The organism is Arthrobacter sp. 05T423 (assembly GCF_056396245.1).
The window spans coordinates 18,384-41,016 of record NZ_JBFTLC010000024.1 but is presented as its reverse complement, the minus strand read 5'-3'; the positions used below and the strand labels follow the sequence as shown (position 1 = coordinate 41,016).

20 protein-coding genes and 1 pseudogene are annotated in these 22,633 nt (G+C 67.7%); 10 read left to right on the top strand and 11 right to left on the bottom strand.

Going from position 1 to position 22,633, the window contains the following annotated elements:
- Positions 1-349 precede the first annotated feature (349 nt).
- Positions 350-991 carry an NADPH-dependent F420 reductase gene (locus tag AC1DFE_RS16575; protein WP_476906971.1) on the top strand — a complete coding sequence of 214 codons (642 nt, stop codon included), beginning with the start codon at positions 350-352 and terminating at the stop codon, positions 989-991.
- A 107-nt stretch (positions 992-1,098) separates the two neighbouring features.
- On the opposite strand, the gene AC1DFE_RS16570 is transcribed toward AC1DFE_RS16575, so the two are convergent.
- Both AC1DFE_RS16570 and AC1DFE_RS16565 read right to left on the bottom strand, forming a co-directional pair.
- Positions 1,099-1,998 carry an LssY C-terminal domain-containing protein gene (locus AC1DFE_RS16570; protein ID WP_476906970.1) on the bottom strand — a complete coding sequence of 300 codons (900 nt, stop codon included), beginning with the start codon at positions 1,996-1,998 and terminating at the stop codon, positions 1,099-1,101.
- Positions 1,999-2,466, bottom strand: coding sequence for a hypothetical protein (locus tag AC1DFE_RS16565; RefSeq protein ID WP_476906969.1), 468 nt, complete (start codon positions 2,464-2,466; stop codon positions 1,999-2,001).
- A 186-nt stretch (positions 2,467-2,652) separates the two neighbouring features.
- Between AC1DFE_RS16565 and AC1DFE_RS16560 the strand changes: the two genes are divergently transcribed.
- A complete protein-coding gene (locus AC1DFE_RS16560; protein WP_476906968.1) occupies positions 2,653-3,642 on the top strand; it encodes a zinc metalloprotease in 990 nt (329 codons plus the stop codon).
- Positions 3,643-3,726: 84 nt separating this feature from the next.
- Here AC1DFE_RS16560 and AC1DFE_RS16555 read toward each other — a convergent pair whose 3' ends face one another.
- A complete protein-coding gene (locus AC1DFE_RS16555) occupies positions 3,727-5,694 on the bottom strand; it encodes a glycoside hydrolase family 15 protein (protein WP_476906967.1) in 1,968 nt (655 codons plus the stop codon).
- Positions 5,695-5,699: 5 nt separating this feature from the next.
- Here AC1DFE_RS16555 and AC1DFE_RS16550 point away from each other — a divergent pair, with 5 nt between their 5' ends.
- Entirely contained in the window at positions 5,700-6,977 is a 1,278-nt protein-coding gene (locus tag AC1DFE_RS16550; RefSeq protein WP_476906966.1) for a pyridoxal phosphate-dependent aminotransferase, read from the top strand.
- A gap of 582 nt (positions 6,978-7,559) precedes the next feature.
- Positions 7,560-7,940 (top strand): annotated as a pseudogene (locus AC1DFE_RS16545) (phosphatase PAP2 family protein); the annotation flags it as partial.
- Between the two features lie 65 nt (positions 7,941-8,005).
- Here the strand turns inward: AC1DFE_RS16545 and AC1DFE_RS16540 are convergent.
- Entirely contained in the window at positions 8,006-8,692 is a 687-nt protein-coding gene (locus AC1DFE_RS16540) for a DUF2848 domain-containing protein (protein WP_476906965.1), read from the bottom strand.
- A gap of 151 nt (positions 8,693-8,843) precedes the next feature.
- Between AC1DFE_RS16540 and AC1DFE_RS16535 the strand changes: the two genes are divergently transcribed.
- On the top strand, positions 8,844-10,226 hold the full coding sequence (locus AC1DFE_RS16535) for an MFS transporter (protein WP_476906964.1): 1,383 nt from the start codon (positions 8,844-8,846) through the stop codon (positions 10,224-10,226).
- Positions 10,227-10,295: 69 nt separating this feature from the next.
- Here the strand turns inward: AC1DFE_RS16535 and AC1DFE_RS16530 are convergent, their stop codons facing one another.
- Positions 10,296-10,952, bottom strand: a complete 657-nt coding sequence (locus AC1DFE_RS16530) for a GntR family transcriptional regulator (protein ID WP_476906963.1) — start codon at positions 10,950-10,952, stop codon at positions 10,296-10,298.
- Between the two features lie 32 nt (positions 10,953-10,984).
- On the opposite strand from AC1DFE_RS16530, the gene AC1DFE_RS16525 reads away from it, so the two are divergent.
- Positions 10,985-11,779, top strand: coding sequence for a carbon-nitrogen hydrolase family protein (locus AC1DFE_RS16525; protein ID WP_476906962.1), 795 nt, complete (start codon positions 10,985-10,987; stop codon positions 11,777-11,779).
- A gap of 7 nt (positions 11,780-11,786) precedes the next feature.
- On the opposite strand, the gene AC1DFE_RS16520 is transcribed toward AC1DFE_RS16525, so the two are convergent.
- The 3 genes from AC1DFE_RS16520 to AC1DFE_RS16510 all read right to left on the bottom strand — a co-directional run bounded on the left by AC1DFE_RS16520 (position 11,787) and on the right by AC1DFE_RS16510 (position 14,876).
- Entirely contained in the window at positions 11,787-12,584 is a 798-nt protein-coding gene (locus tag AC1DFE_RS16520; RefSeq protein WP_476906961.1) for a putative hydro-lyase, read from the bottom strand.
- A complete protein-coding gene (locus AC1DFE_RS16515) occupies positions 12,581-13,942 on the bottom strand; it encodes an MFS transporter (protein ID WP_476906960.1) in 1,362 nt (453 codons plus the stop codon). Before AC1DFE_RS16515 ends, AC1DFE_RS16520 begins: the two co-directional genes overlap by 4 nt.
- Before the next feature lie 259 nt (positions 13,943-14,201).
- Entirely contained in the window at positions 14,202-14,876 is a 675-nt protein-coding gene (locus tag AC1DFE_RS16510; protein WP_476906959.1) for a GntR family transcriptional regulator, read from the bottom strand.
- A 104-nt stretch (positions 14,877-14,980) separates the two neighbouring features.
- On the opposite strand from AC1DFE_RS16510, the gene AC1DFE_RS16505 reads away from it, so the two are divergent.
- The 4 genes from AC1DFE_RS16505 to AC1DFE_RS16490 all read left to right on the top strand — a co-directional run bounded on the left by AC1DFE_RS16505 (position 14,981) and on the right by AC1DFE_RS16490 (position 19,816).
- Complete coding sequence (locus AC1DFE_RS16505) at positions 14,981-15,739, top strand: LamB/YcsF family protein (protein WP_476907037.1); 759 nt, start codon at positions 14,981-14,983, stop codon at positions 15,737-15,739.
- Positions 15,740-15,764: 25 nt separating this feature from the next.
- Positions 15,765-17,543 carry a 5-oxoprolinase subunit B/C family protein gene (locus AC1DFE_RS16500; protein WP_476906958.1) on the top strand — a complete coding sequence of 593 codons (1,779 nt, stop codon included), beginning with the start codon at positions 15,765-15,767 and terminating at the stop codon, positions 17,541-17,543.
- Positions 17,543-19,306, top strand: a complete 1,764-nt coding sequence (locus AC1DFE_RS16495) for an acetyl/propionyl/methylcrotonyl-CoA carboxylase subunit alpha (protein ID WP_476906957.1) — start codon at positions 17,543-17,545, stop codon at positions 19,304-19,306. Before AC1DFE_RS16500 ends, AC1DFE_RS16495 begins: the two co-directional genes overlap by 1 nt.
- 321 nt (positions 19,307-19,627) lie before the next feature.
- Positions 19,628-19,816 carry a hypothetical protein gene (locus AC1DFE_RS16490; protein WP_476906956.1) on the top strand — a complete coding sequence of 63 codons (189 nt, stop codon included), beginning with the start codon at positions 19,628-19,630 and terminating at the stop codon, positions 19,814-19,816.
- A gap of 98 nt (positions 19,817-19,914) precedes the next feature.
- Here the strand turns inward: AC1DFE_RS16490 and AC1DFE_RS16485 are convergent, their stop codons facing one another.
- The 3 genes from AC1DFE_RS16485 to AC1DFE_RS16475 all read right to left on the bottom strand — a co-directional run bounded on the left by AC1DFE_RS16485 (position 19,915) and on the right by AC1DFE_RS16475 (position 22,617).
- Positions 19,915-20,403 carry an SRPBCC family protein gene (locus AC1DFE_RS16485; RefSeq protein ID WP_476906955.1) on the bottom strand — a complete coding sequence of 163 codons (489 nt, stop codon included), beginning with the start codon at positions 20,401-20,403 and terminating at the stop codon, positions 19,915-19,917.
- A gap of 13 nt (positions 20,404-20,416) precedes the next feature.
- A complete protein-coding gene (locus AC1DFE_RS16480; protein WP_476906954.1) occupies positions 20,417-20,749 on the bottom strand; it encodes an ArsR/SmtB family transcription factor in 333 nt (110 codons plus the stop codon).
- A 62-nt stretch (positions 20,750-20,811) separates the two neighbouring features.
- Positions 20,812-22,617, bottom strand: coding sequence for an FAD-dependent oxidoreductase (locus tag AC1DFE_RS16475; RefSeq protein ID WP_476906953.1), 1,806 nt, complete (start codon positions 22,615-22,617; stop codon positions 20,812-20,814).
- Positions 22,618-22,633 lie beyond the last annotated feature (16 nt).

Sequence of the window (22,633 nt, the reverse complement as noted above, 5' to 3'; positions counted from 1 at the left end):
GGACCGGGTACATAACCGTGATTGCCGGCCGTCAGTCGAGGCTCTGGCGAGCCCGGCGGCTAACTGATCGGCGATCACCGACGTGACGCACCAGCCGGGAAGAACCGGCTGGTGCGGCAACAACCGTGGCGGCCGTCCCAGCCCAGTGTGTGCCGGCATTTCGTTGCGCCGGCGCACTTTCCACCACCCGATACCTCAACCCTATGTGCCGCAGCGAGGGGCGGCACGCGTAGCAGGTACTCGAATTTGCACGGCGGCCGCTACTTGGGCACTCGCCGGCAGCCGGCCGTCCGGCGTCGTCTGGCGTAATGTGCGAAATACCTGCCGGCCGCCGGCTGTTGCGCCGGACATGACAACAATCGGAATTATCGGTGCAGGACACATTGGAAGCCAGGTAGCACGCAAGGCTGTGGAGCTTGGCTATGACGTGGTCATCAGCAATTCGCGGGAGCCGGAAACCCTGGCCGGGCTTGTTGCGGAGCTGGGACCGCGGGCACGGGCGGCCACGGCGGCGGAGGCCGCGGCCGCCGGCGACTTCGCCGTGGTCACAGTTCCGCTCAGGAGCTACCGGGACATCCCGGCGGAGCCGCTGGCCGGAAAGATCGTGATCGACACGAACAACTATTACTGGGAGCGGGACGGACGCTTCCCGGCGCTGGATAACGGGGAGGCCACCACGTCCGGGCTGCTGCAGGAACACCTTCCGAAGTCCAAAGTGGCCAAAGGCTTCAACCACATTATGGCCAAGCAGATCAGCTCGGACGGCACCCCAGCAGGCTCGGAGAACCGCCGCGCGTTGGCCACGGCCAGTGACTACCCCGAGGCGAGCGTGCTGGTAGCGAAGCTCTACGACGAGTTTGGCTTCGATACCGTGAACATCGGTCCCCTGTCCGACAGCTGGCGCGTGGAGCGCGACCGTCCGGCCTATGTGGTTCGGCAGAACGCGGCAGAGCTCACGGAGAACCTGGCGAAGGCCCCGCGGACCATCTGAGGCCCGTACCTAAGACAGCGGACCGGCTAGATGCAGGAGCCCGGGTCTAACGCAAGAGGACGACGGCGGGTGCGTCCCGCCGTCGTCCTCTGACGTTTCGGACCGGCTCACAACAGCCCTGCGGACCCCCGCGGGCCGGGCGGCAGGAGGTCGATGATGGGAAGGTGGCCGTCCGTGCGGATGCTGTCCCCGCCGCCGTTGCGGTGGTGGTACCCGGAGGAGAAATGCCGGATGACATGCACCGATTCCACGGCATTGGCCGTTTTCAGCGTCTCGATAATGAAGTCGCGTTCCTCGTCGGTCCCGTCGGCGATCTTGTGCGTGATCTGGAACGTGAACAGCGAGACGCCCACCCGTTTGTCGTACGTTCCGGCGCCCACCCAGTCGACGGCGAACCCGCCGGGAAGCATCCACCCGTCAGGGCATTTCCAGAACCGCACATGGTGCCGCTTGCGCGGGTTGCCGTCAATTTCGCGCTGGAACGCCATGTCCTGTTTCTTGCCGAAGACGTACAGGGCACTGACCGGTGCCTGCGGATAGCTCCTGCCCAGGAGTGTCGAGGTGAGCGTGCGCCAGGTGGTGGCGGGCGTGATGTGGTGGGCCTCGGTCCAGCCCGCCGTCAGCATCGCGGTGCGCAGTTCTTCCGCCGGGCCGATCACCGCGAGATTGACGGGGTCGCCCAGCACGCCGTCGCCCGTGCGCGTCCGCCCGATGAAGTAATTCGGGAGGTACAGGCTGCTGAGGATCTTGTGGACGCGGGGCAGGAAGGCATACGCGGCGATCAGCCAGACCGGAAGGAACACCCAGACCTGCTCCGGCCCCCTGGCCAGCCGGGCGAGCAGGAAGAAGTAGACGGCCCAGCCCACGGCGGCGGTGATGGCCACGTACAGCAGACGTTGAAGGACGGCGACGACGGTGGCCCACCGGGTGCCCCAGCGCGCCTTCCGGCTGTCCGGCCGGGAGTGCTCGGGCTCCTGCGGCGTTTCCTGTGTCGTAAGTCCGGCCACCTACTTGGGCAGATGCTCCAGCAGGTGCCCGGTGACCGCGCCGTACGCGACATGCGGCACGATGTCGCTCACCCAGTCAGAGGCGCTCCAGGTCCGTGGATCCGTCACGCCCAGGGCAGTCATGGGAACGTTCGAGACGAGCAGGGCGGCCAGGGAAGCCACCGCCACCGACTGGACTGGCCCGGTGCGCACCCCCCGCGATCCTGCCGCTCCCAGCACGGCGCCGAGGCCCATGCCGGTGGCGATCCCGAGCAGCGGACCCAGGGCCTCCACCCGGTTCCGGCGCTGGTCGCCGGTTCCGGGGATCGTCACGCCAGTCCTTTCAGCCAGCCGCTCCACCGAGTCAGTGGGCGTGGTGCTCGCCGCCCGGCCCCGCCACACCATGTCCAGGTAGCTGGCAGCATTCAGTGCCGTGGTTCCTGCCGCGCCGGCGAGCGCTCCGTTCACAAGTCCTTTGAAAAGGGACATCCTCAACTCTCCTTCGGCCCATCTGCCAAGCATGCTTTCCCCGAAGCTACGTCAGGTTCCCTCGCCGCGGCAACGGCAGCGGGGACCGCCGTCGGGAAATGAAGGTCCTTTTTGTCACCCGGCACCCTTATGCTTTGGGTGATCCATCTCGCGTGATGGCGACGTGCAACAACCAGGGGGACACTGTTGCGTCCGGATTCCAACTGGCGGGAGAGCCCGCCCCCGGCTGAGTTGCCGCCGGGCGTCCGGAGATCCCCCAGCGGACGGATTCCGCAGTGGGCCATCGACGAGGCTTTCGGGACACTGCAGGACCCCAACCCATGGCGCTCGGGGCCTCCCGGTCCTCTGCCACCGCCGGGCCCGGCCTACGGCCTGCGCCGAAAGCCCCGCCGCGGCAGGACGTGGGCCATCGGGGCGGGCATCGCGTTGCTTATGGGACTCTCCGCCGCGCCCATGGCGTTCGAGCGCTTCGTACTGCCCGCAGTCCTGCCGTACCTTCCCGGCGCTCCGGTGCCGCCGCCGGGAATCGAGGCCGCCGATGCCCCGCTCGGGCAGGTCCCGGCAAGCACGGGGTCACACGCGTACGCCCTGCAGAAGTCCCCGGATCCGGGCCAGCCGTTCGCCGCCTACGATCCGTGCCGGCCGGTGCATTACGTGGTCCGTCCGGACAACGCCCCGCCCGGCGCTGACCAGATGATCCGGGAGGCGGTCGCCAAAGTATCGGCCGCCACCGGGCTGCGCTTCGTCTACGACGGACCCACATCGGAGGCGCCCAGTGAGGACCGCGAAACCTATCAGCCTGACCTGTACGGCAAGAGGTGGGCGCCGGTGCTCATTGCCTGGTCCACCCCTGCGGAGAGCCCGGACCTGGCCGGGGACGTCGACGGCTTGGGCGGCAGCGGGTATGCGTACACGGAGGGGAAGCCCTACGTCCTGGAGGCAGGACAGGTGGCACTTGACGCCCCCGACTTCGCCGATATCCTGCAGTGGCAGGACGGGCACCGGTACGCCCGTGCCGTCATCATGCACGAACTCGCCCACGTGGTGGGCCTGGACCACGTGGACGACCCCACCCAGCTGATGAACCCGGAAGGCACCGGCGTCACCGAATTTGCCGCTGGCGACCTCGCCGGCCTGGCCGTCCTGGGCGGCGGGAAGTGCGTCCCGGAACTCTGATCCGGGTGACGGACAGCCGACGACGGCGGGAGGTCCCGCCGTCGTCCGCTTGCCTGACGCTTGTTCCGTGACGCTCCTTTTCCGCTATTCGCCGGCGTTCTTTTCCTTGGCGTCCTTTTCCTTGGCGTCCTTTTCCGCGGAGGCGATGGCCCACGCGGCGTTGACGAGGCCGATATGGCTGAACGCCTGCGGGAAATTTCCCAGCAGTTCGCGGCCGTCGGCCGCCACCTCCTCGGCAAGCAGCCCCAGATCCGTGGCGAAGCCGGCGGCACGGTCGAAAACCGTGCGTGCCCGTTCGGTCTGCCCGGCGAGCGCGAGCGCCTGGGCCAGCCAGAAGGTGCAGAGCAGAAAGGTCCCCTCCTCACCCGGCAGCCCGTCGGCGGCACGGTAGCGGTACACCAGGCCACGGTCATCAGTCAGGTGCCGGGCGACGGCGTCGATGGTGGCCAGCATGCGGGGGTCGTCGGCAGGCAGGAAGCCCACGATGCAGAGGAGCAGGCTTGACGCGTCGAGTTCCGCCGAGCCGAAGGCCTGGGTGTAGGCGTTCGCACCGTCACTCCAGCCCTGGCCGCGGATGGTGGCGGCGATCTCATCCCGTGCCTGCTCCCAGTCCGGGACCCGGTCCCGGGCGTCCAGGGTGTCGGCCAGCCGGATGGCGCGGTCCACGGCCACCCAGCACATGAGCTTCGAGTGCAGGAAGTGACGGGGTTCGCCGCGGACCTCCCAAATGCCGTGGTCCGGCGCCTGCCACCTGGCGGCGGCCCGGTCCGCCGCACCGGCCAGGAAGCGTTTCGTTTCCGGTTCCACGTCCGCGAGGAATTCCGGCAGCCGGGCCGCGGCGTCCAGCAGCTCCCCGTAAATGTCGAGCTGGCGCTGCTGCCAGGCACCGTTGCCCACCCGCACCGGGCTGCTGGAGCGCCAGCCCGGAAGATGCGCGAGTTCGCGTTCGGACAGGTCGCGTTCCCCGCCGATTCCGTACATGATCTGCAGGTCCCCGCCGTCCTGCTGCGTGGCCACCGCAGTGGCCAGGAAGCCGAAGAACTTCCCGGCCTCGTCCGGGCACGCGGCCACCCACAGGGCCTGCAGCGTCATGCTCGCGTCCCGGATCCAGGTGTACCGGTAGTCCCAGTTGCGGGTGCCTCCGGCCACCTCGGGCAGGGAAGTGGTGGCGGCGGCGATCATCGCACCCGTGGGATAGTACGTCAGCGCCTGCAGGAACCGCCCGCTGGCGTTGACCAGGTCCTTCCAGGGACCGCGGTAGCTCTGATGGAGCTCCGACCAGCTGTTCCAGCCCTGCAGGGTGTCCTCGAGCCGGCGCGATACCTCCTCCTGGCTCCACAGGGGCGGCCGGTCCTCCCAGCTGTGCCGGTGGTGAAGGACGAAGTGCGCCGCGTCGCCGGCGCGCATGGACAGCCGGGCCCGGGCAGGTCCGCCGTCCAGCTCGAAGGTGACCGGGCTGGAGAGGGCCAGCACGTCGGCCCCGCCCCTGGCGAGCAGCCCGCCGTCGGCCTGCTGCAGCAGCGGCCGGACCAGCCCGTATTCCGGCCGCGGATCGAAGATCACGTCCACACCGGCCTCACCGGCCGTGCACGCGACGCTCCGCAGCAGCGCCCCGGGCGAGCCGGCACCCAGCTCGTGGCCGCGGTTCCCGTCGCCGAGCAGCAGGGCATCGGTTACCGTCACCGTCCCGGACGCGGTGGTGAACGTCGTTTCGAGCACCATGCTTGGCCCCACATATCGCCGCGAGGTGCCGGTCACGTCCACCACCGGCCGGATCGCCCAGAATCCGGCGTCGTCGCCGAGAATCCGGCCAAAAACCGAGGGGCTGTCAAAGCGCGGAAAGCACAGCCAGTCCACGGATCCGCCGGCGCCCACCAGCGCGGCGGAACGGCAGTCGGATAGCAGGGCATAATCAGCAATCGGGTCACCGGCCATGCCCGCACCATAACTGATTCGGGAGGCCCCTGCGAGGGTACGGGCACTGACCGCGCTAAACGGCGGCGCAGGGCCGCACGGTCCACGTTGTCCGGAGCGGCGCAGCTGTGAAAACATGCCTCATGCGCGCCATGCAGAATTCCAGCCGTTTGCAAGATGTCCGGTACGACCTCAGGGGTCCGGTGCAGCACGCGGCGAAGAAGATGGAGGCGGAGGGCCATAGCATTCTGCGGATGAATCTCGGCGATCCCGCACCCTTCGGCCTGCATGCGCCGGAGTCCATCGTGGTGGACATGATCCACCACCTGCGCGAGGCGCAGGGCTACAGCGACTCGAAGGGCATCTTCTCCGCCCGGACCGCTATCTCGCAGTATTACCAGACCAAGGGCCTGATGGAGATCGGGGTCGAGGACGTCTTCATCGGCAACGGGGTCAGCGAACTCATTTCCATGACGCTGCAGGCTTTCCTGGAGGACGGCGACGAGGTCCTCATTCCGTCACCGGACTACCCGCTGTGGACGGCGGCCACCGTGCTCTGCGGCGGCAGCGCCGTGCACTACATGTGCGATGAGGAGAACAACTGGTGGCCGGACATGGCCGACGTCGAGGCGAAAATTACCGAGCGCACGCGGGCCATCGTGCTCATCAACCCGAACAACCCCACCGGGGCCGTCTATCCCCGGCACATCCTGGAGGGTTTCGCCGACCTGGCCCGGCGCCATGACCTGGTGCTGTTTTCCGACGAGATCTACGAGAAGATCACCTTCGAGGACAAGGTCCACATCCACACCGCCTCGGTGGCGCGGGACATTCCGGTGCTGACCTTCTCCGGCCTGTCCAAGGCGTACCGGATGCCCGGTTACCGGGCCGGCTGGGTGGCTGTTTGCGGGCCGCGCTGGGCCACCGCCGCATACCGGGAATCCCTGGAACTGCTCGCCTCGCTCCGGCTCTGCCCCAATGTTCCCGCGCAGCACGCGATCCAGACGTCGCTGGGCGGCTACCAAAGCATCACGGACCTGATCAGGCCCGGTGGCCGACTGCGGGAGCAGCGCGACCTCGCCTGCCGGCTGCTCAACGAGGTTCCCGGCGTGAGCTGCGTGCCCGCGGCCGGCGCGATGTACCTGTTCCCGAAGCTGGATCAGGAGATGTACCCGTTCGTGGACGACGAGCAGTTTGTCCTTGACCTGCTGCAGGACCAGAAAATCCTGGTGTCGCACGGGACGGCGTTCCACTGGCACGCCCCGGACCACTTCCGGTTCGTCATCCTGCCCGCCGTGGACGACATCCGCGAAGCGGTGCGCCGGATTTCCACCTTCCTCGCCTCGTACCGGGCCAAGGCCGGCCGCGCCCGCGCCATGTCCGGGAACGCCCACCATGGGCCAGAGGAGCTGACCGCCTGAGAACTGCCGCTGCAGCGGCCAAGTAAAGCGGACGACGGCGGGAGGCTCCCGCCGTCGTCCGCTTTTCTGTTCCCGTGGACGGGCCCGCGCGCAACCAGTAAGGTTGCTTACTAATTGCCCTGCCATCGGGTGCGGTGCAACGACGACAGACGGGACCCCGCATTGCCTGACGAACCGTTGACCGACAAGCCGCTCGCTGACAAGCCACTACCCGGCGGGCCACTGACCGACAAGCAGGGAACACCGCAGACGGGCGTGCGGGGCGAACTCCGCCAGGACACATCCGTCGGCGGCAGGGACCTCACCCGCTGGCAGAGCCGCTTCGGCCGCCTTCTGGTCGGAGCCGTCCAGCGGATCAGCCGGATCCTGGGCCCGCAGGGCGCCCTGATCCTGACCCTGCTGGCGGGAGCCGTCATCGCCGCCGTCCTCACGGCCGCCTTTGCCGAGGTCTACGAGTCGGTGGTTGCGGCAGATGGAGTTGCGGGGTTGGACCATCCAGTACTGGCGGCCGGCAAGAGCCTGCGCTCCCCCGGCCTGGATGTCGCCGTCACGGCCTTCACGGACGTGGGCGGAACCATCGGCATGCCGGTCCTGGCCCTCACCGTCATGGCCGCCCTGGCCTACCGGCGGCGTTCGTGGACGCCGGTCATCCTGATCGTGACGGCCGGCCTGGGGTCGCTGCTGATGACCATCGCGGGAAAGCGGCTGATCGGCCGCACCCGCCCGGACCTCAGCGACGCCGTTCCACCCTACGAACACTCCGCTTCGTTCCCCAGCGGCCATTCCCTGAACGCGGTGGTGATCGCGGGAATCGTCGCGTATCTGATCATCCTCCGGTTGAAAACGGCCCGGAGCCGGGTTCTCACCGGCGCGGCCGCCGCGGTTTTCGCCGCGGCCATGGGCCTGAGCCGGGTGTACCTGGGCCACCACTGGCTAACCGACGTGCTCGCCGCATGGGCGCTCGGCGCGGCCTGGCCGACGGCGGGAGTTCCCCGCCGTCGTCCGCCTCCCCTTTTGCGGCAGGGACGTCAGCCGATCGGCTCGGCCATCTGGTCCACGACGTACTGGGCGTCCACGGAGTTGCCGGTCACGGGGTCGGCCATCTCCACCTTCCAGCTGCGGGCGAACTGGTTCACGCCGCCGGTCATGGCCACGGTCCCGGAAATGAGCACCGTTCCCGGGGCGTTCAGCCCGCGTTCGGTGAGGACGTCCAGCCAGTAGTCCGGGGTCAGCAGGGCCTCCAGCGAGCTGTCCTGGATGAGGGTGTCGGGGGCGTCCCCCTCCCCCACCCAGCCCTTCAGCGTGATCTGGTCCAGGTGGTCCCGCACATCATCGAGGCGCCACGCTTTGCGGCCCAGCACATCCGGGCTCGCATTCTTGCTCCAGGCCACCCCGTGCACCTCCAGCTCGCGGTCCGTGTGGTCGCAGGCGACGGTGAGCAGGACGCCCACCTCGGTGATGACGAGGGCCCACTCGGCCTCCCCTGAAGTCCGGCCGTGCTGCACCTGGATTTCCGATACCTGCTGGGCTAGATAGGGGGACACTGGATACAGGGCGGGAGTAGTGGCCGGGCCAGGAACGCCAAGTTCAGCGAGCTCAGCAATGTGGGCCTGGACTTCCTCCTGCTCGCGCCCCGCGTAGCCGGCATTGAGGAGGTGCTTGATCTCGACGTCCTGCGTGCGGCCGTCGGGTAGTTCAAAGCTCAGAGTCGTCATTGTGGATCCATTCTTTTGCATCTGCTGCTGGAGAAATTTACAAACGGGAAACCGGAATCAGTCGCCAATGTACATCCAGTATGCGTAATGTATACATTTAACGCCAGCGTGACAGGCGTCACTACAGAGAAACCTCCTGGAGGACAACACCATGGCTAACGTCCCAGTTCCGGCTCCCGGCGGAACGCCGCATCCGCACCCGACGATTCACCCCAAGGGCCTGTTCAAGGCCTTTGCCGCCAGCCTCACCGGCACCGCACTCGAGTGGTACGACTTCGCCGTCTACTCCGCAGCGGCTGCCGTCGTATTCCCCGTCGTCTTCTTCCCGGCGACCGATCCGCTGACGGGGACGGTCCTTGCCTTCTCCACCTACGCCGTCGGCTACGTCTCCCGTCCGGTGGGCGGGATCATCTTTGGCCGGCTCGGAGACCGGATTGGCCGCAAGAAGGTCCTGGTGACCACGCTGATGATCATTGGCGTGGCCACGGTGCTCATCGGCGTGCTGCCCGGATACGCAAACATCGGCCCCGCGGCAGGAATCATCCTGGTCCTGCTGCGGTTCGCACAGGGCGTTGGTGTGGGCGGCGAATGGGGCGGCGCCGTCCTGCTCTCCAGCGAATACGGCGACCCGCATCGCCGCGGCTTCTGGGCCTCCGCGGCCCAAGTAGGTCCCCCTGCCGGCAACCTGCTGGCCAACGGCGCCCTTGCCGTCCTGACCGTCGCGCTCACGGAGGAGCAGTTCCTGAGCTTCGGCTGGCGCATCGCGTTCCTGATCTCCGCCGTGCTGGTCGGCTTCGGCCTCTGGATCCGGCTGCGGCTGGAGGACACCCCCATCTTCAAGGCCATCCAGGCCCACGGCGAACAGCCGCACGCCCCGGTCCGCGAGGTCTTCAGCAAGGAACTCCGTCCGTTGATCGCCGCCATTCTCTGCCGCGTGGGCCCGGACGTGCTGTACGCGCTTTTCACCGTCTTCACGCTCACCTACGGCATCCAGATCCTCGGCTACGAGCGCAACCAGGTGCTCACCGCCGTCCTGATCGGTTCCGCCTTCCAGCTGTTCATGATTCCGCTGGCCGGCGCCGTCTCCGACCGTTTCAACCGCCGGCTGGTCTACGCCGTCGGTGCTGTGGTGGGCGCCGTCTGGACGTTCATCTTCTTCGGCGTCCTGGGCGGAAACAACCAGCCGATGCTCATCATCGGCATCGTCCTGGGCCTAATGGCCCACTCCTTCATGTACGGCCCGCAGGCCGCCTTCATCGTTGAGCAGTTCTCCCCCAGGCTCCGGTCTACAGGCAGCTCGCTCGCCTACACCTTCGCGGGTGTGATCGGCGGCGCCATCGCACCCCTGCTGTTCACCCTGCTGCTTGCCGAGTTCGGAACCTGGATTCCGGTGGCCATCTACGTGGCAGTCGCATCAGCGGTGACCCTGCTGGGACTGGCCCTCGGCCGGGACAACGACACCATCGAGGACCTGGACTACCGCCTGCTCCTGGAGGGCTCCGGCTCGGCCCGCCAGCAGTCCGGCGCAGTCTAATTTCGAGTTTTTGTCCAGATATCGGCCGCTGAAGGCCTCGGAAGTCCCATTATCTGGACAAAAACTCCATCAGGTGCGGAGCAGGATGTCGCGGGTGACGGCAAGGTGGTGGTCGATAGCTTCCTGCGCTTTGGCTGCGTCTCCGGACACCAGGGCATCGAGGATGCGCTGGTGTTCGGAGCACACCTGCTCGCGCCGGCCTCCCGTCCGGAACAGGGCGGAAACCCCGACGACGATCTGCCGGACGTGCAGTTTGCTGTAGGTCCGGGAAATGAGTTCGTTGCCGGCAGCGTCGATGAGCTGCTGGTGGAAGAGGGTGTCCAGCCGGATGAACTCCTGCGCGGCCTCCGCACCCTGGTCTTCGGGCAGCCTGGACTGCTGGTCCAGGGTGTCCTTCATCTTGTCTGCCGGGACGCTCCGGTGCTCAATGACCAGGCGGGCGGCGTGGCTTTCCAGCACGCCGCGCAGTTCCATCAGCTCGGAGATTTCGCGGCCGGTCACGGGAGGAACATAGGCTCCGCGCTGCGGGATCAGTTCCACCAACCCGTCGGAGACCAGCAGCAGCAGCGCCTCGCGGACAGGGGTGCGGGAGACCCCGATTTCGGCGGCCAACTCCTGCTCGTTGAGGAAGCGTCCCTGCATCTCCGGGTCGGTCAGGACGTTCTCACGCAGGTAGCTGTACGCCTTCTCGCGGCCGGACGCCGCTGTCCCCGAACTTTTTCGCATACATCAGGTATACAACAGAGAAGAGTAGATACATGCGTTTAGCAGTTGCCCAAATCGTCACCGGCCCCGACCTCACGGCCAATCTGGAGCTGATCCGAGATTACGCCACACGGGCAAAGGCGGCAGGCGCCGAGCTGGTGGTCTTCCCCGAGGCGGCTATGCGCGCCTTCGGCCATCCCCTGGCCGGCATCGCCGAACCGCTGGACGGGCCCTGGGCCAACGCTGTCCGGGCCATCGCCCGTCGTCTGGACATCGCCGTCGTCGCAGGCATGTTCACGCCCGGCGACGGCGGACGGGTGCGGAACACGCTCCTGGTGACCGGTCCGGGCCTCGACACGTCCTATGACAAGATCCACCTCTTTGACGCATTCGGATTCGCCGAGTCCGATTCGGTGGACGCGGGCACCTCGCCGGTGACCTTCGAGTTCAACGGCACCACCATCGGGCTGGCCACCTGCTACGACGTGCGCTTCCCTGCGCTGTTCACGGCCAACGCGAGGGCCGGCGCCGCCATCAACATCGTTTGCGCGTCCTGGGGTGCCGGGGAAGGAAAGGCCGAGCAGTGGGACCTGCTGGTCCGTGCCCGGGCCGTGGACAGCACCACCTTTGTGGTGGGCTGCGGCCAGGGTGACCCGGCAACCCTCGGCCAGCCATCCGCCGGCGCGGCGCCTACCGGGATCGGCCACAGCGCGGTGATTTCCCCGCTGGGTTCTCCGCTGATCGTGCTTGGCGGCGAACCTGAGCTGGCCGTGATCGACGTCGACCCTTCCGTCATTCCCGATGTCCGCGGAAAGCTGCCCGTGCTGGCGAATGCCAGGAGCTTCTAGTGCGGATCTAAGTACCTGCCGGCACCCGGTACGTGCTCTCCGGAACGTCCGTAATGAACATGTGTCCGGGCGCATGGCTGATAGCGAAGGCCGGCATGGAGGCCATCACGGCGCTCTGCGGCGTCACGCCGCAGGCCCAGAAAACCGGGACTTCCCCGGGCCGGATGTCCACGGCGTCGCCGAAGTCGGGGCAGGAAATATCGGCGATGCCGAGCTCCCCCGGGGATCCGACGTGCACCGGTGAGCCGTGGACCTTTGGCACCTCCGCGGTGACCCGGATGGCGGTGTCCACCAGTTCGGCCGGCATCGGGCGCATCGACACGACCATCGGACCGTGGATCCGTCCTGCCGGGGTGCACTCGACACTCGTGCGGTACATCGGGACGTTGCGGCCCATCTCGGTGTGGCGCAGCGGGATGCCCTCATTTGCCAGGGCGGCCTCGAAGGTGAAGCTGCAGCCGATGAGCACCCCCACCATGTCATCGCGCCACACCGAGGTGACATCGGGGACTACGGCGGCAAGGACGCCGTCCTTCCACACCCGGTAGGCGGGAATGTCGGCGCGGATGTCAGAGCCTTTGGCGAGAGCACTTTCGTACTGCCCGGCCGGAATGACGTCGATGACAGGGCAAGCCTTGGGATTCAGCCGGCAGAATTCGAGGAACTCGTCGGCGTAGTCCGCCGTCACCGCGATGAGGTTCGCCTGGGTGTAGCCGTCGCTCCAGCCGGAGGTTGGTGTCACCAGGCCATTGCGGAACTGCCGCCGGGCTTCGGACGGCGCCAGGAGGGCGTTCGCCTGCGTCATCGGGCCGAGCTTTCGGCGACGCCGGCGGATGCCCGCAGGTATTCCTCGTCCTCGGCGACGTTGGAGTCGCGGCCGAGGGCAAGGCCCACCACGGTCAGCAGGCACGCAACACTGAGGTAGATGGCCACCGGGACCCAGCTGTGGAAGGTGCTCTGCAGCAGGGTGAACATGAACGGTGCGATGGCGCCGCCGATGATGCCCGCGAAGGTGTAGGCCAGGGAGCTGCCCGTGGAGCGGAGCCGCGGCGAGAACTGCTCGACGACGAACGCGGCCTGCGGTCCGTACATGAAGGAGTGGCACAGCAGGCCCAGGACGGTGCCCACCACGAGCATCACCGGGGAGCGGCCCTCCAGCACGATGAAGAACAGGTAAGCCCAGACCGCAGCAGCGACTGCCGCGATGCCGTAGACCAGGCGCCGGTTGATCCGGTCGGAGATGGCGCCCGCGAGGGGCATGGTGAAGAGCTGCAGCCCTGAGCCGATGAGGACGGCCAGGAGCACCTGGCCTCGGTCGAAGCCGAGTTCCTGGATGCCGTAGGTCAGGGTGAAGACCGTGCAGAGCGCGTACAGGACGTCCGGGCCGATGCGGCTGAGCATGGCCGCCAGGAGGGGACGGCGCTGGGTGCTGAGGAGTTCCCGGATGGGCGCCTTGGGCTGCTCGCCGCGGGCTTCCATGGCCTTGAAGACGGGGGTGTCTTCGAGTTTCAGCCTGATCCACAGCCCGAAGGCCACGAGCATAGAGGAGATCAGGAAGGCGATCCGCCAGCCGTAGTCCAGGAATGCCTGCTCGGACAGGGTCAGGGTGAGGACGGCGAGCGCGCCGTTGGCCAGCAGGTTGCCGGCGGGCGGGCCGATCTGTGCCGCGGAGGCCCAGAAGCCGCGCCGGCTGGGTTCGCCGAATTCGCTGGACAGCAGGACAGCGCCGCCCCACTCGCCGCCCACGCCCACGCCCTGGGCGAACCGCAGGAAGACGAGGATGGCCGGGGCCATGATGCCGATGTTGCCGTACGTGGGCAGCAGGCCGATGAGGAAGGTGGCCACGCCGATCAGCATCAGCGTGATAACCAGGACCTTCTTGCGGCCGATCTCATCCCCCAGCCGGCCAAAGATGATGCCGCCGACCGGCCGGGAAATGTAGCCCACCGCGTAGGTCGAGAACGCCAGGAGGGTGCCCGTCACCGGGTCCGAGGCCGGGAAGAAGATCAGCGGGAAAACGATGGCGGCCGCGGCGGAGTAGACCGCGAAATCGTAGAACTCCAGCGCCGTCCCCGTGAGGCTGGCCGCGAACGCCTTATACATGTCCTTGCGCCCGACGGCGGGCCTGGTCCCTGCGGAGGCCATTGCGGATTGATTGGCCATTTTGTTCCTCCAGAAAGAGTGTGGATGCCCATCCGTTTTGCTACGGATGCGCTGGTGCGCCAGTCCTGCCCTGCGACACTGACAGGGCGCGGGCACTGAGGCTGGTTGGCGGCTTCCCCCGGACGGCCACCGAAAGCGGAGTGTTCTGTTGGATTGTGGGAATGTAGAACAATCCTGAACGTGTTGAACAATCTACGCGACCTAAATCACACCGTCAAGGGGGCGGGAAGGGTGCACTGGTTAAGCGCGAAGGCGTCAGCTAGGACGAGTGGACGGCAGTCTGGTGCTCTTCGGACCGGGCCAGGTAGGTCAGGAGCCGTTCGGCAGCCCGCTCATACTCCCCGGCTTCCAGGGCCTTGCAGATCTGGTCATTGTCCGCCAGGTAGTCCTGGTAGAAGCCGCCGTCAATGGAGGCCTTGTGGAAGAACAGCCGCATCTCCGCCAGTACCTGCGACATGATGGTGTTGAGGCGCTCGCTGCCGGCCAAGGCCACGAGGGCCTTGTGAAAATGCGCGTTGGCACTGCCCAGCCCCTCGCTGTCGCCGGCCTCGGCGGCGCGCTTGCCCTCTTCCACGGCTGCGCGCACGGCCGCTATGCCTTCGGCGCTTCCGCCACCCCGGACTGCGCTGACTTCAATGGCGCGCCGGACGGCGTAGACGTCGTGGATGTCGCTGGCCTCGAGGCTGGCGACGAAGACGCCGCGATTGGGCTGGCGGACCACCAGGCGCTCGCTGGCGAGCTCGGCAAACGCCTCGCGCACGGTGTTGCGGGAGACCCCAAGCTCCTCGGAAAGTGCTTCTTCCTTCAGCTTCGCCCCCGGCGGAAGGGCGCCTTCCGCGATCTGCAGCCGGAGCTCGCTCGCGACCCGGGTGGCCACCGAGGGCACGGCCACTCTCAGCCGGGAGTCGCCTGCGCTCGGGTTCATTGTGGCCATACACCGAATTTACACGAGCCAACCACAATCGGATTGTTGAATTGTTGAACATTTGTTCCGAAGGGTGCATCCTTGTCTGAGGACGAGTTGAGATGAGGGTCACAATGCACGCAATAGATTTGAACAGCGACGTCGGTGAATCCTTCGGGCGATGGACCCTCGGAGACGACGCGGCCATGATGGCCTCGGTGTCGAGCGCCAACGTTGCCTGCGGATTCCACGCCGGCGATCCCAGCGTCATTCGCGCAACCTGCGAGGCCGCAGCCAAGGCCGGCGTCGTGGTCGGAGCCCACGTGGGCTACCGCGACCTCGCCGGATTCGGCCGCCGGTACATGGAGGTCGACCCGCGCGAGTTGGCGGACGACGTCGTCTACCAGGTCGGCGCGCTGCAGGCGTTGGCAGCGGTTGCCGGCACCCGGGTCCGCTACGTGAAGCCGCACGGCGGCCTCTACAACGCCATCGTCCACAACACCGCCCAGGCACGTGCCGTGGTGGACGCGGTGAAGTCGGTGGATCCCGGCCTGCCCATCCTTGGCCTGCCCGGCTCCGAGGTGCTGCGGCTCGCGGAGGCGGCCGGGCTCCGCGCTGTCTCCGAGGCCTTCGCGGACCGCGCCTACAACCCGGACGGCACGCTGGCGTCGCGCTCCCAGCCCGGTTCCGTGCTGGAGGACCCGGAGGCTGTTGCCGCCCGCGTCCTGCAGATGACCGCCGGGCAGGCCATCAGCGCGATCGACGGCTCCGACCTGAAAATCAGCGCCGAATCGGTGTGCGTCCATGGCGATTCGCCCGGCGCGGTTGCCATGGCCGTGGCAGTGAAGCGCGCGCTCGACGCCGCCGGAATCACCGTCAAGGCCTTCGTTTAGCATGAAGCGACGGATTCAGGACCCGATGGCAAACACCAGCATCGACGTGCCCTCCGCATCATCCGGCCAACCCGCCCCGGACGTGCGCGTAGGCACCGCCCTCCCAAACACCGCCCTCCCAAGCACCGCCCAGCCGGACACCGCCCGCCGCGGCAGGGTCCGCGCGGTGCGGCCGGTGGGAACCCGCACGGTCCTCGCGGAAGTCTCCGGAACGCAGGACGTGCTCGCCCTGCAGGCCGCGCTCCTTGAGGCTCCGCTGCCGGGCCAGCAGGATGTCCTGGCCGCCGCCGAGACTGTGATGGTCCGGGCCGAATCCCCCGCCGCTGCCCGGCGGATCGGGCAGGCCCTCCTGGAGCTGGACCTCACGGCACCGGCCGAGCAGGCCGGCGGCCTGGTGGTCATTGACACCGTGTACGACGGCGAGGACCTCGCCGAAGTGGGGAAGCTGACCGGCCTCGGTTCCGACGGCGTCATCGCAGCCCACACAGGCCAGGTCTGGACTGTTGCCTTCGCGGGGTTCGCCCCCGGCTTTGGCTACATGGTGGGCGAGAACCAGGCCCTGGAAGTTCCGCGCCGGAGTTCCCCCCGCACCGCGGTCCCGGCAGGATCGGTGGCACTGGCCGGGAACTATTCGGCCGTATATCCGCGCAAGTCACCGGGAGGCTGGCAGCTGATCGGCCGCACCGGAGCCAAGATGTGGGACCTCGACCGTCCCGAACCAGCCCTGGCCAGCCCCGGGCACCGGGTCCAGTTCCGTGCCGTCCGCGACGTGGTCCGTATGACCCCGGAAGCAGGCCCGCAGACGGTCCCTGAAACTACCTCAGGTCTCCGCGTCCTGTCACCCGGGATCCACAGCCTCATCCAGGACCTTGGCCGGCAGGGGCATTCTGCCCTTGGCGTTTCCGCCGCCGGCGCGCTGGACCGCGCGTCGCTCCGGCGGGCAAACCGCCTCGTCGGGAACGCGGCGTCGGCCGCCGCCATCGAGACCGTCTCCGGCGGGCTCAGGGTGCAGGCCGTCGGGGACCAGGTCCTGGCCGTAGCCGGCGCGCCGTCGGCACTCACCGTTGTGACGCCGTCGGCCTCCCCCGACGCGCCGGAAACCGGCGATACACAGAGCCGGCAGCGCATCGTTCCGGTGGCCACGCCGTTCGCCCTCCTGGACGGCGAAATCCTCACCATCGGGGTTCCCGACGCCGGCTTCCGCAGTTATGTGGCTGTCCGTGGCGGAGTGGACACGCCGCCGGTGCTGGGCAGCCGCTCCACAGACACAATGTCAGGAATCGGGCCGAAGCCGCTGGCGGCCGGGCAGCTGCTGCCGTCGGGCGGCGCGGCCGAGTCCGGCGTCGTGGGCAGCCCGGAAATCCAGCCGGACTATCCGCATGGCGGGGTCACCGTGCTGGACATCGTCCCGGGTCCGCGTGCGGACTGGTTCGACCAGGCCGCCATCGGCTCCCTGTGCGGCCAGGACTGGACGGTCAAGCCCGAGTCCAACCGCGTGGGCATGCGGCTGCAGGGGACGCCCCTGCAGCGAAGCCGGACCGCGGAGCTGCCCAGCGAGGGGACGGTGGCGGGTGCCATCCAAATGCCGCCGGAGGGTCTGCCCGTGCTCTTCCTCGCCGACCATCCCATTACCGGCGGCTATCCGGTGATCGGCGTGGTGGTGGACCACCAGCTCGACCTGGCCGCCCAGGTCCCGATCGGCGGGAGCATCCGCTTCCGCATCGCCCCCGAAACTACCGCAGCCGCCGGCCCCTCCGAAGAGACATCACACGAACAGACTCCACAAAGAAAAGCGAGCAACTGATGCACAAGGTCCTCATCGCCAACCGCGGCGAAATCGCCGTCCGGATCGCCCGGGCCTGCGACGACGCACAGCTGGCCTCCGTGGCTGTGTATGCAGACATCGACGCGGACGCCATGCACGTCGCCGCCGCGAACGAGGCATTCAGCCTCGGCGGCAACTCCCCGGCCGACACCTACCTGAACATCGACAAGCTCCTCGGTGCGGCAGCCGCTGCGGGGGCGGACGCGGTCCATCCCGGGTACGGCTTCCTGTCCGAGAATGCAGATTTTGCGCAGGCAGTGCTGGACGCCGGACTCGCGTGGATCGGGCCGTCGCCGGAGGCCATCCGGCAGCTCGGCAACAAGATCACGGCCCGGGACATCGCGGTCCGTGCCGGCGCCCCGCTTGTGGCGGGAAGCGACGGGCCGGTGGAATCCGCTGCCGAGGCCCGCGCCTTCGCGGAGGAGCACGGGCTCCCGATCGCCATCAAGGCCGCTTTCGGCGGCGGCGGCCGCGGCCTGAAGGTGGTCCGGAACATGGAGGAGGTCGAGGAGGCCTTCGACTCGGCGGTACGCGAGGCGGTGGCCGCGTTCGGCCGCGGCGAATGCTTCGTGGAACGCTACCTCGACCGGCCGCGGCACGTGGAAGCGCAGGTGCTGGCCGACACGCACGGCAACGTCATCGTCGTCGGAACCCGGGACTGCTCCCTCCAGCGCCGCCACCAGAAGCTGGTGGAGGAAGCCCCAGCGCCGTTCCTCAGCGACGGGCAGCGGAACCAGATTTACGACGCCGCCAAGGCAGTTTGCCGGGAAGCCGGCTACTCGGGTGCCGGGACGGTGGAGTTCCTGGTGGCGGCCGACGGGACCGTCGCCTTCCTCGAGGTGAACACGCGGCTGCAGGTGGAACACCCCATCACCGAGGAAACCACGGGGATCGACCTGGTCCAGGAGCAGTTCCGGATCGCCGCCGGGGAACGGCTGTCCCTTACGGAAGACCCGGCTCCGCGCGGCCATGCCTTTGAATTCAGGATCAACGCGGAGGACGTGGGGCGCGGCTTCCTGCCCTCCCCGGGCACCGTCAGCGAGTTCACCGCGCCCACCGGCCCCGGCATCCGGCTGGACACCGGCGTGCGCTCCGGCTCCTTCGTGGCGCCGCAGTTCGACTCGCTCCTGGCGAAGCTGATTGTTACTGGAGCCGACCGCCAGCAGGCGCTGCGGCGTGCCCGCCGTGCGCTCGCCGAGATCAGCATCACCGGCGTGGCCACCGTCGTCCCGTTCCACCGCGCCGCGGTGGAAGCCCCGGACTTCGTTTCCGAGACCGGCCTGGGCGTCCACACCCGGTGGATCGAGACGGACTTTGCCGACCAGATCCCGGCCGATCCTGATTTCAGCCCCGCCGGCCCCGAAGGCCGCCGGCGCACCATCACGGTGGACCTGGATGGCCGCCGCCTCGCCGTCGGACTTCCGGCCGACCTGCTGGACGGCTGGGCCCGCTCAGGCCAGGCCCTTCCCGGCGGCCTGGAACCTGCCGGCGCGTCCGACGGCGGCTCCCCGGACGGTGGCGCCGCTGACCCGGCAGAACTCCGCGCTGCCATGAGCGGCACCGTGGTGAAGTGGCTCGTGGAGCCGGGTGCCGAGGTGACGGCGGGCGATCCCGTGGTGGTCCTGGAAGCGATGAAGATGGAGACCAGCGTCCCCGCCCACCGGGCCGGCTTCCTCTCCGGCGTCGCGGCCGGGGCCGGAGACGTGATCAGCGCCGGATCGGTGCTGGGGCTCATCGGCTAGGCCGGGAATCGGTCAAGGCAAAGAGGACGACGGCGGGACCTCCCGCCGTCGTCCTCTCTGGGGCGTGTGGCAAACCTCACGGACCATTTGGGGCCTAATCGGTTGAAAAGCCTTCCCGCGCCTGTGCATCATGGAATGGACCCATATAGGAATACGCTTTCCTAGAAGTGGTTCAGAAGTTCAACACAACAAAATCCTGGTGGACGCAATGAGGCCAAACCGGTGAGCTCGTCGAGCTGCCATAGGCCTCCGAGCGTTCCTGGGCCGACCCGTTCCGCGGCATCGCATTGGCGCTATGCCCAGACACGAAAGCACTGAAAAATGACCTTTGAGACCGCCGAATCAATGACGATCAAGATCTGGGACCGTTCTGCAGTGAACCACACGCTGGAGACGCTGGTGCACGATTTTTCGAGCCGGGCCAACGCACAGAAGAGCGATGTTGCCGTCACTCTCAGCGGCCCGAACACCTTCACGCTCAGCCTGAACACCGCGGGCGCTGCCCTCTAGGCAGCACGCCGGACAAACCGTAAGAGGACGACGGCGGGACATTCCCGCCGTCGTCCTCTTGCGTTTTTTCGCAATAGCGGAGCAGCGCGTCAGGCGCGCTAGTGCTCGGCCAGGAGGGCATCGATCTGCCCGGCGGCCTCCTTCATTCCCTCCTCCATGCCCATCTCCACCATCTGGTTCATCTGCTCTTCCGATTCGAAAATGGAATGGACCATCATCCGGGTGCGGCCGCCGATGTCCTCCAGCGTGACGATGGCGTGTGTGATGCCCATGGCCTCCACCGGCGCGCCGTCGTCGTCGGCGAAACCGTCGTCGAACTCGAGGCGGTTCGGTGCCTGGATGTCGGTGATGCGCCACCAGCCGCCGGCCTTTTCACCGTCCGGTCCGGTCATGTAATAGGAAGCCCCTCCCCCGGGGGTGAATTCGTACTGGCTGAACGTTGCCGGCCAGGTGGGCGGGCCCCACCAGCGCTCGAGCTGCCGCGGGTCTTCCCAGATCTGCCAGACGCGCTTTACGTCGGCGTCGAACTCTGCCACGAGGATGAAACTGAGCGCCTCGGGGTTCTTGGTGGAACTGATAACCGTCATTGCCGGACCCTTCCTATTCTTCAGCGAGGATGTCTGCGATCCGCGCGACGCGCTGCCGCCAGATCGCCTCGTACTCGTCAAGCAGCCGGCGGGCTTTCTCCAGGCCGTCGTGATTGCCCCGCACGATCTGCTCCCTTCCGCGCTTCTCCTTGGTCACCAGGGAGGCGCGCTCCAACACCGCCACGTGCTTTTGGACGGCGGCAAAACTCATGGCGTAGAGGGCCGCCAGGCCGCTCACCGAGTACTCGCCCACCGTCACCCGGCGCATGATGTCGCGCCGGGTGGTGTCCGCGAAGGCCTGGAAGAGGCGGTCAAGTTCGGCGTCGCTAAGCTGATCTACAACCATTTGGTTGTAGGATATGACCGGTGCGGGACGGTGTCAATGGCCAGAGTCCGCCTGCATCCCGCTCAAGCTGACCCCACATCGGCGCCGGACTCCGCGGGCACGGTCCCTTCCGTGGGCATAGTCCCGTCGTCCTCGTATTCCACGGCACCGGCCAGGTCGCGGCCCGCAAGGTATCCGAATGCCAGGGCCGGGCCGAGGTTGATGCCGCCGGCCGGGTAGTGCCCGCCCATCACGCTGGCCTGGTCATTTCCGGCGACGTACAGCCCCGGAATGGGGTGGCCGCCGTCGTCCAGGGCGCGCGAGTGGCCGTCCACATCCAGCCCAGCGAACGTGCCAAAGCTGCCCGGCACCACACGCACGGCGTAGAACGGGCCCTTCTCGATGGGACCCAGCGACGGGTTCGGCTTCACCGTGGCGTCACCGCCGTAGCGGTTGAAGGGCGTGGAGCCGCGGCCGAAATCCGGGTCCGTACCCGCGGCGGCATTGCGGTTGAACCGCTCCACCGTCTTCTTCAGCCCGGCGGGATCAATGCCGCACCGCTCCGCCAGTTCCTCGAGCGTTCGGCCCTTCTTGAGGTAACCGGAGCGCAGGTAGGGGAAGAGCGGCACGGGCAGCGGCTTGGCAATGCCCAGCGGGAAGCGGCGCACAAAGCGGGAATCGGCGATCTGCCAGGCCTCTGCCGGCTCCCCGGGTGGCGTGGCCGCCAGCATCGCCGCCACGTAGTCGTAGTACCCGTTGGCCTCGTTGACGAACCTCTTCCCGCTGCGCAGGACGCCGATGCTCCCGGGCTTGGCGCGGTCCATGATGTGGGGAAAGGTGCCGGTCCGGCCGTTGCGGTACGGTACCAGCGACACAGGGCACCACGCGGCTGCGGACTTCACGTCGGTCCGAAAGCGTGCACCCACAGACTGGCCCAGACTGATCCCGTCGCCGCCGGCCTCGGCGGGCGCGAGTGTCCAGTGCTCGTGCCCGGTGGGCGTGTTCGGGAACAACTCCTTCCTGCGCTCCACCTGCTGCGGGAAGCCGCCGGCGGCCAGGACCACGCCGCGTACGGCGTTGATCCGCAGCTCCCCTTCGGGCGTTCCGACGACGGCGCCCGTCACCTTGCCGTCGTCGTCGGTCAGCAGGCGGCGGGCCGGTGTGGAAACGCGGATGTCGACGCCGAACCGGTCTGCCGACTGCAGCAGCCGGCCGGTCAGTGCTGTGCCGTTGACCAGCTGCATGTTGCGCCGGTGCCTCAGCAGATCAAGGATGTGCAGTCCGAAGCGCCAGCCTGCATGGAGGATCCCGCGCGGATTGCCCCGGGACGCAGACAGGAATTTGGCCAGATCCGGTCCGGCCATGATGCCCATGCCCAGGAACGAGGTTTCATACAGCTGGTGCCGCAGCTTGGCGCGCACCTCGGGACGGATCCGCCGGGCGTTCAGGGGCTTGGGTCCAACGGAGCGGTGCCCGGTCCCGGCGCCGGGAAGGCCGCCGTAGACGTCATTAATCCTGACACCCGGGACGAACTGCAGCGACGTCTTCTGGTGGAAGAAGCCCACCATGTGCGGCACGGCCTCCAGGAACGCGTCCACCCTGTCCGCCTGGTAATCAGTTCCCAGAACACTGCGCAGGTAGGTGCGGAAGGTCTCCTTGTCCTCGCTGACGCCGGCGGCCCTGGCCAGCGGGTTGCCCGGCGCCCAGGCCCAGCCGCCTGACCAGGCCGTGGCGCCGCCGCACACCTTGGCCTTTTCCACCACCACAACCTTCAGGCCGTGGTACGCGGCCGTCACGGCTGCGGCAAGACCGCCCGCGCCGGAACCCACCACCAGGACGTCGCAGTTCAGGGCGGGACCGCCCACGTTTTCATCAGTCGGGAAAGTCATCTCTTGCTCCAGTGCT

Excerpts from the sequence above, each read along its gene's own strand:
- AC1DFE_RS16475 (WP_476906953.1), bottom strand. The coding sequence starts at position 22,617 with ATGACTTTCCCGACTGATGAAAACGTGGGCGGTCCCGCCCTGAACTGC.
- AC1DFE_RS16540 (WP_476906965.1), bottom strand. The coding sequence starts at position 8,692 with ATGACGACTCTGAGCTTTGAACTACCCGACGGCCGCACGCAGGACGTC.
- AC1DFE_RS16555 (WP_476906967.1), bottom strand. The coding sequence starts at position 5,694 with ATGTTTTCACAGCTGCGCCGCTCCGGACAACGTGGACCGTGCGGCCCT.
- AC1DFE_RS16550 (WP_476906966.1), top strand. The coding sequence starts at position 5,700 with ATGCGCGCCATGCAGAATTCCAGCCGTTTGCAAGATGTCCGGTACGAC.
- AC1DFE_RS16520 (WP_476906961.1), bottom strand. The coding sequence starts at position 12,584 with ATGACGCAGGCGAACGCCCTCCTGGCGCCGTCCGAAGCCCGGCGGCAG.
- AC1DFE_RS16485 (WP_476906955.1), bottom strand. The coding sequence starts at position 20,403 with ATGACGGTTATCAGTTCCACCAAGAACCCCGAGGCGCTCAGTTTCATC.
- AC1DFE_RS16490 (WP_476906956.1), top strand. The coding sequence starts at position 19,628 with ATGACCTTTGAGACCGCCGAATCAATGACGATCAAGATCTGGGACCGT.
- AC1DFE_RS16565 (WP_476906969.1), bottom strand. The coding sequence starts at position 2,466 with ATGTCCCTTTTCAAAGGACTTGTGAACGGAGCGCTCGCCGGCGCGGCA.
- AC1DFE_RS16510 (WP_476906959.1), bottom strand. The coding sequence starts at position 14,876 with ATGGCCACAATGAACCCGAGCGCAGGCGACTCCCGGCTGAGAGTGGCC.
- AC1DFE_RS16530 (WP_476906963.1), bottom strand. The coding sequence starts at position 10,952 with ATGCGAAAAAGTTCGGGGACAGCGGCGTCCGGCCGCGAGAAGGCGTAC.
- AC1DFE_RS16500 (WP_476906958.1), top strand. The coding sequence starts at position 15,765 with ATGGCAAACACCAGCATCGACGTGCCCTCCGCATCATCCGGCCAACCC.
- AC1DFE_RS16525 (WP_476906962.1), top strand. The coding sequence starts at position 10,985 with ATGCGTTTAGCAGTTGCCCAAATCGTCACCGGCCCCGACCTCACGGCC.
- AC1DFE_RS16505 (WP_476907037.1), top strand. The coding sequence starts at position 14,981 with ATGCACGCAATAGATTTGAACAGCGACGTCGGTGAATCCTTCGGGCGA.
- AC1DFE_RS16515 (WP_476906960.1), bottom strand. The coding sequence starts at position 13,942 with ATGGCCAATCAATCCGCAATGGCCTCCGCAGGGACCAGGCCCGCCGTC.
- AC1DFE_RS16480 (WP_476906954.1), bottom strand. The coding sequence starts at position 20,749 with ATGGTTGTAGATCAGCTTAGCGACGCCGAACTTGACCGCCTCTTCCAG.
- AC1DFE_RS16495 (WP_476906957.1), top strand. The coding sequence starts at position 17,543 with ATGCACAAGGTCCTCATCGCCAACCGCGGCGAAATCGCCGTCCGGATC.
- AC1DFE_RS16575 (WP_476906971.1), top strand. The coding sequence starts at position 350 with ATGACAACAATCGGAATTATCGGTGCAGGACACATTGGAAGCCAGGTA.
- AC1DFE_RS16535 (WP_476906964.1), top strand. The coding sequence starts at position 8,844 with ATGGCTAACGTCCCAGTTCCGGCTCCCGGCGGAACGCCGCATCCGCAC.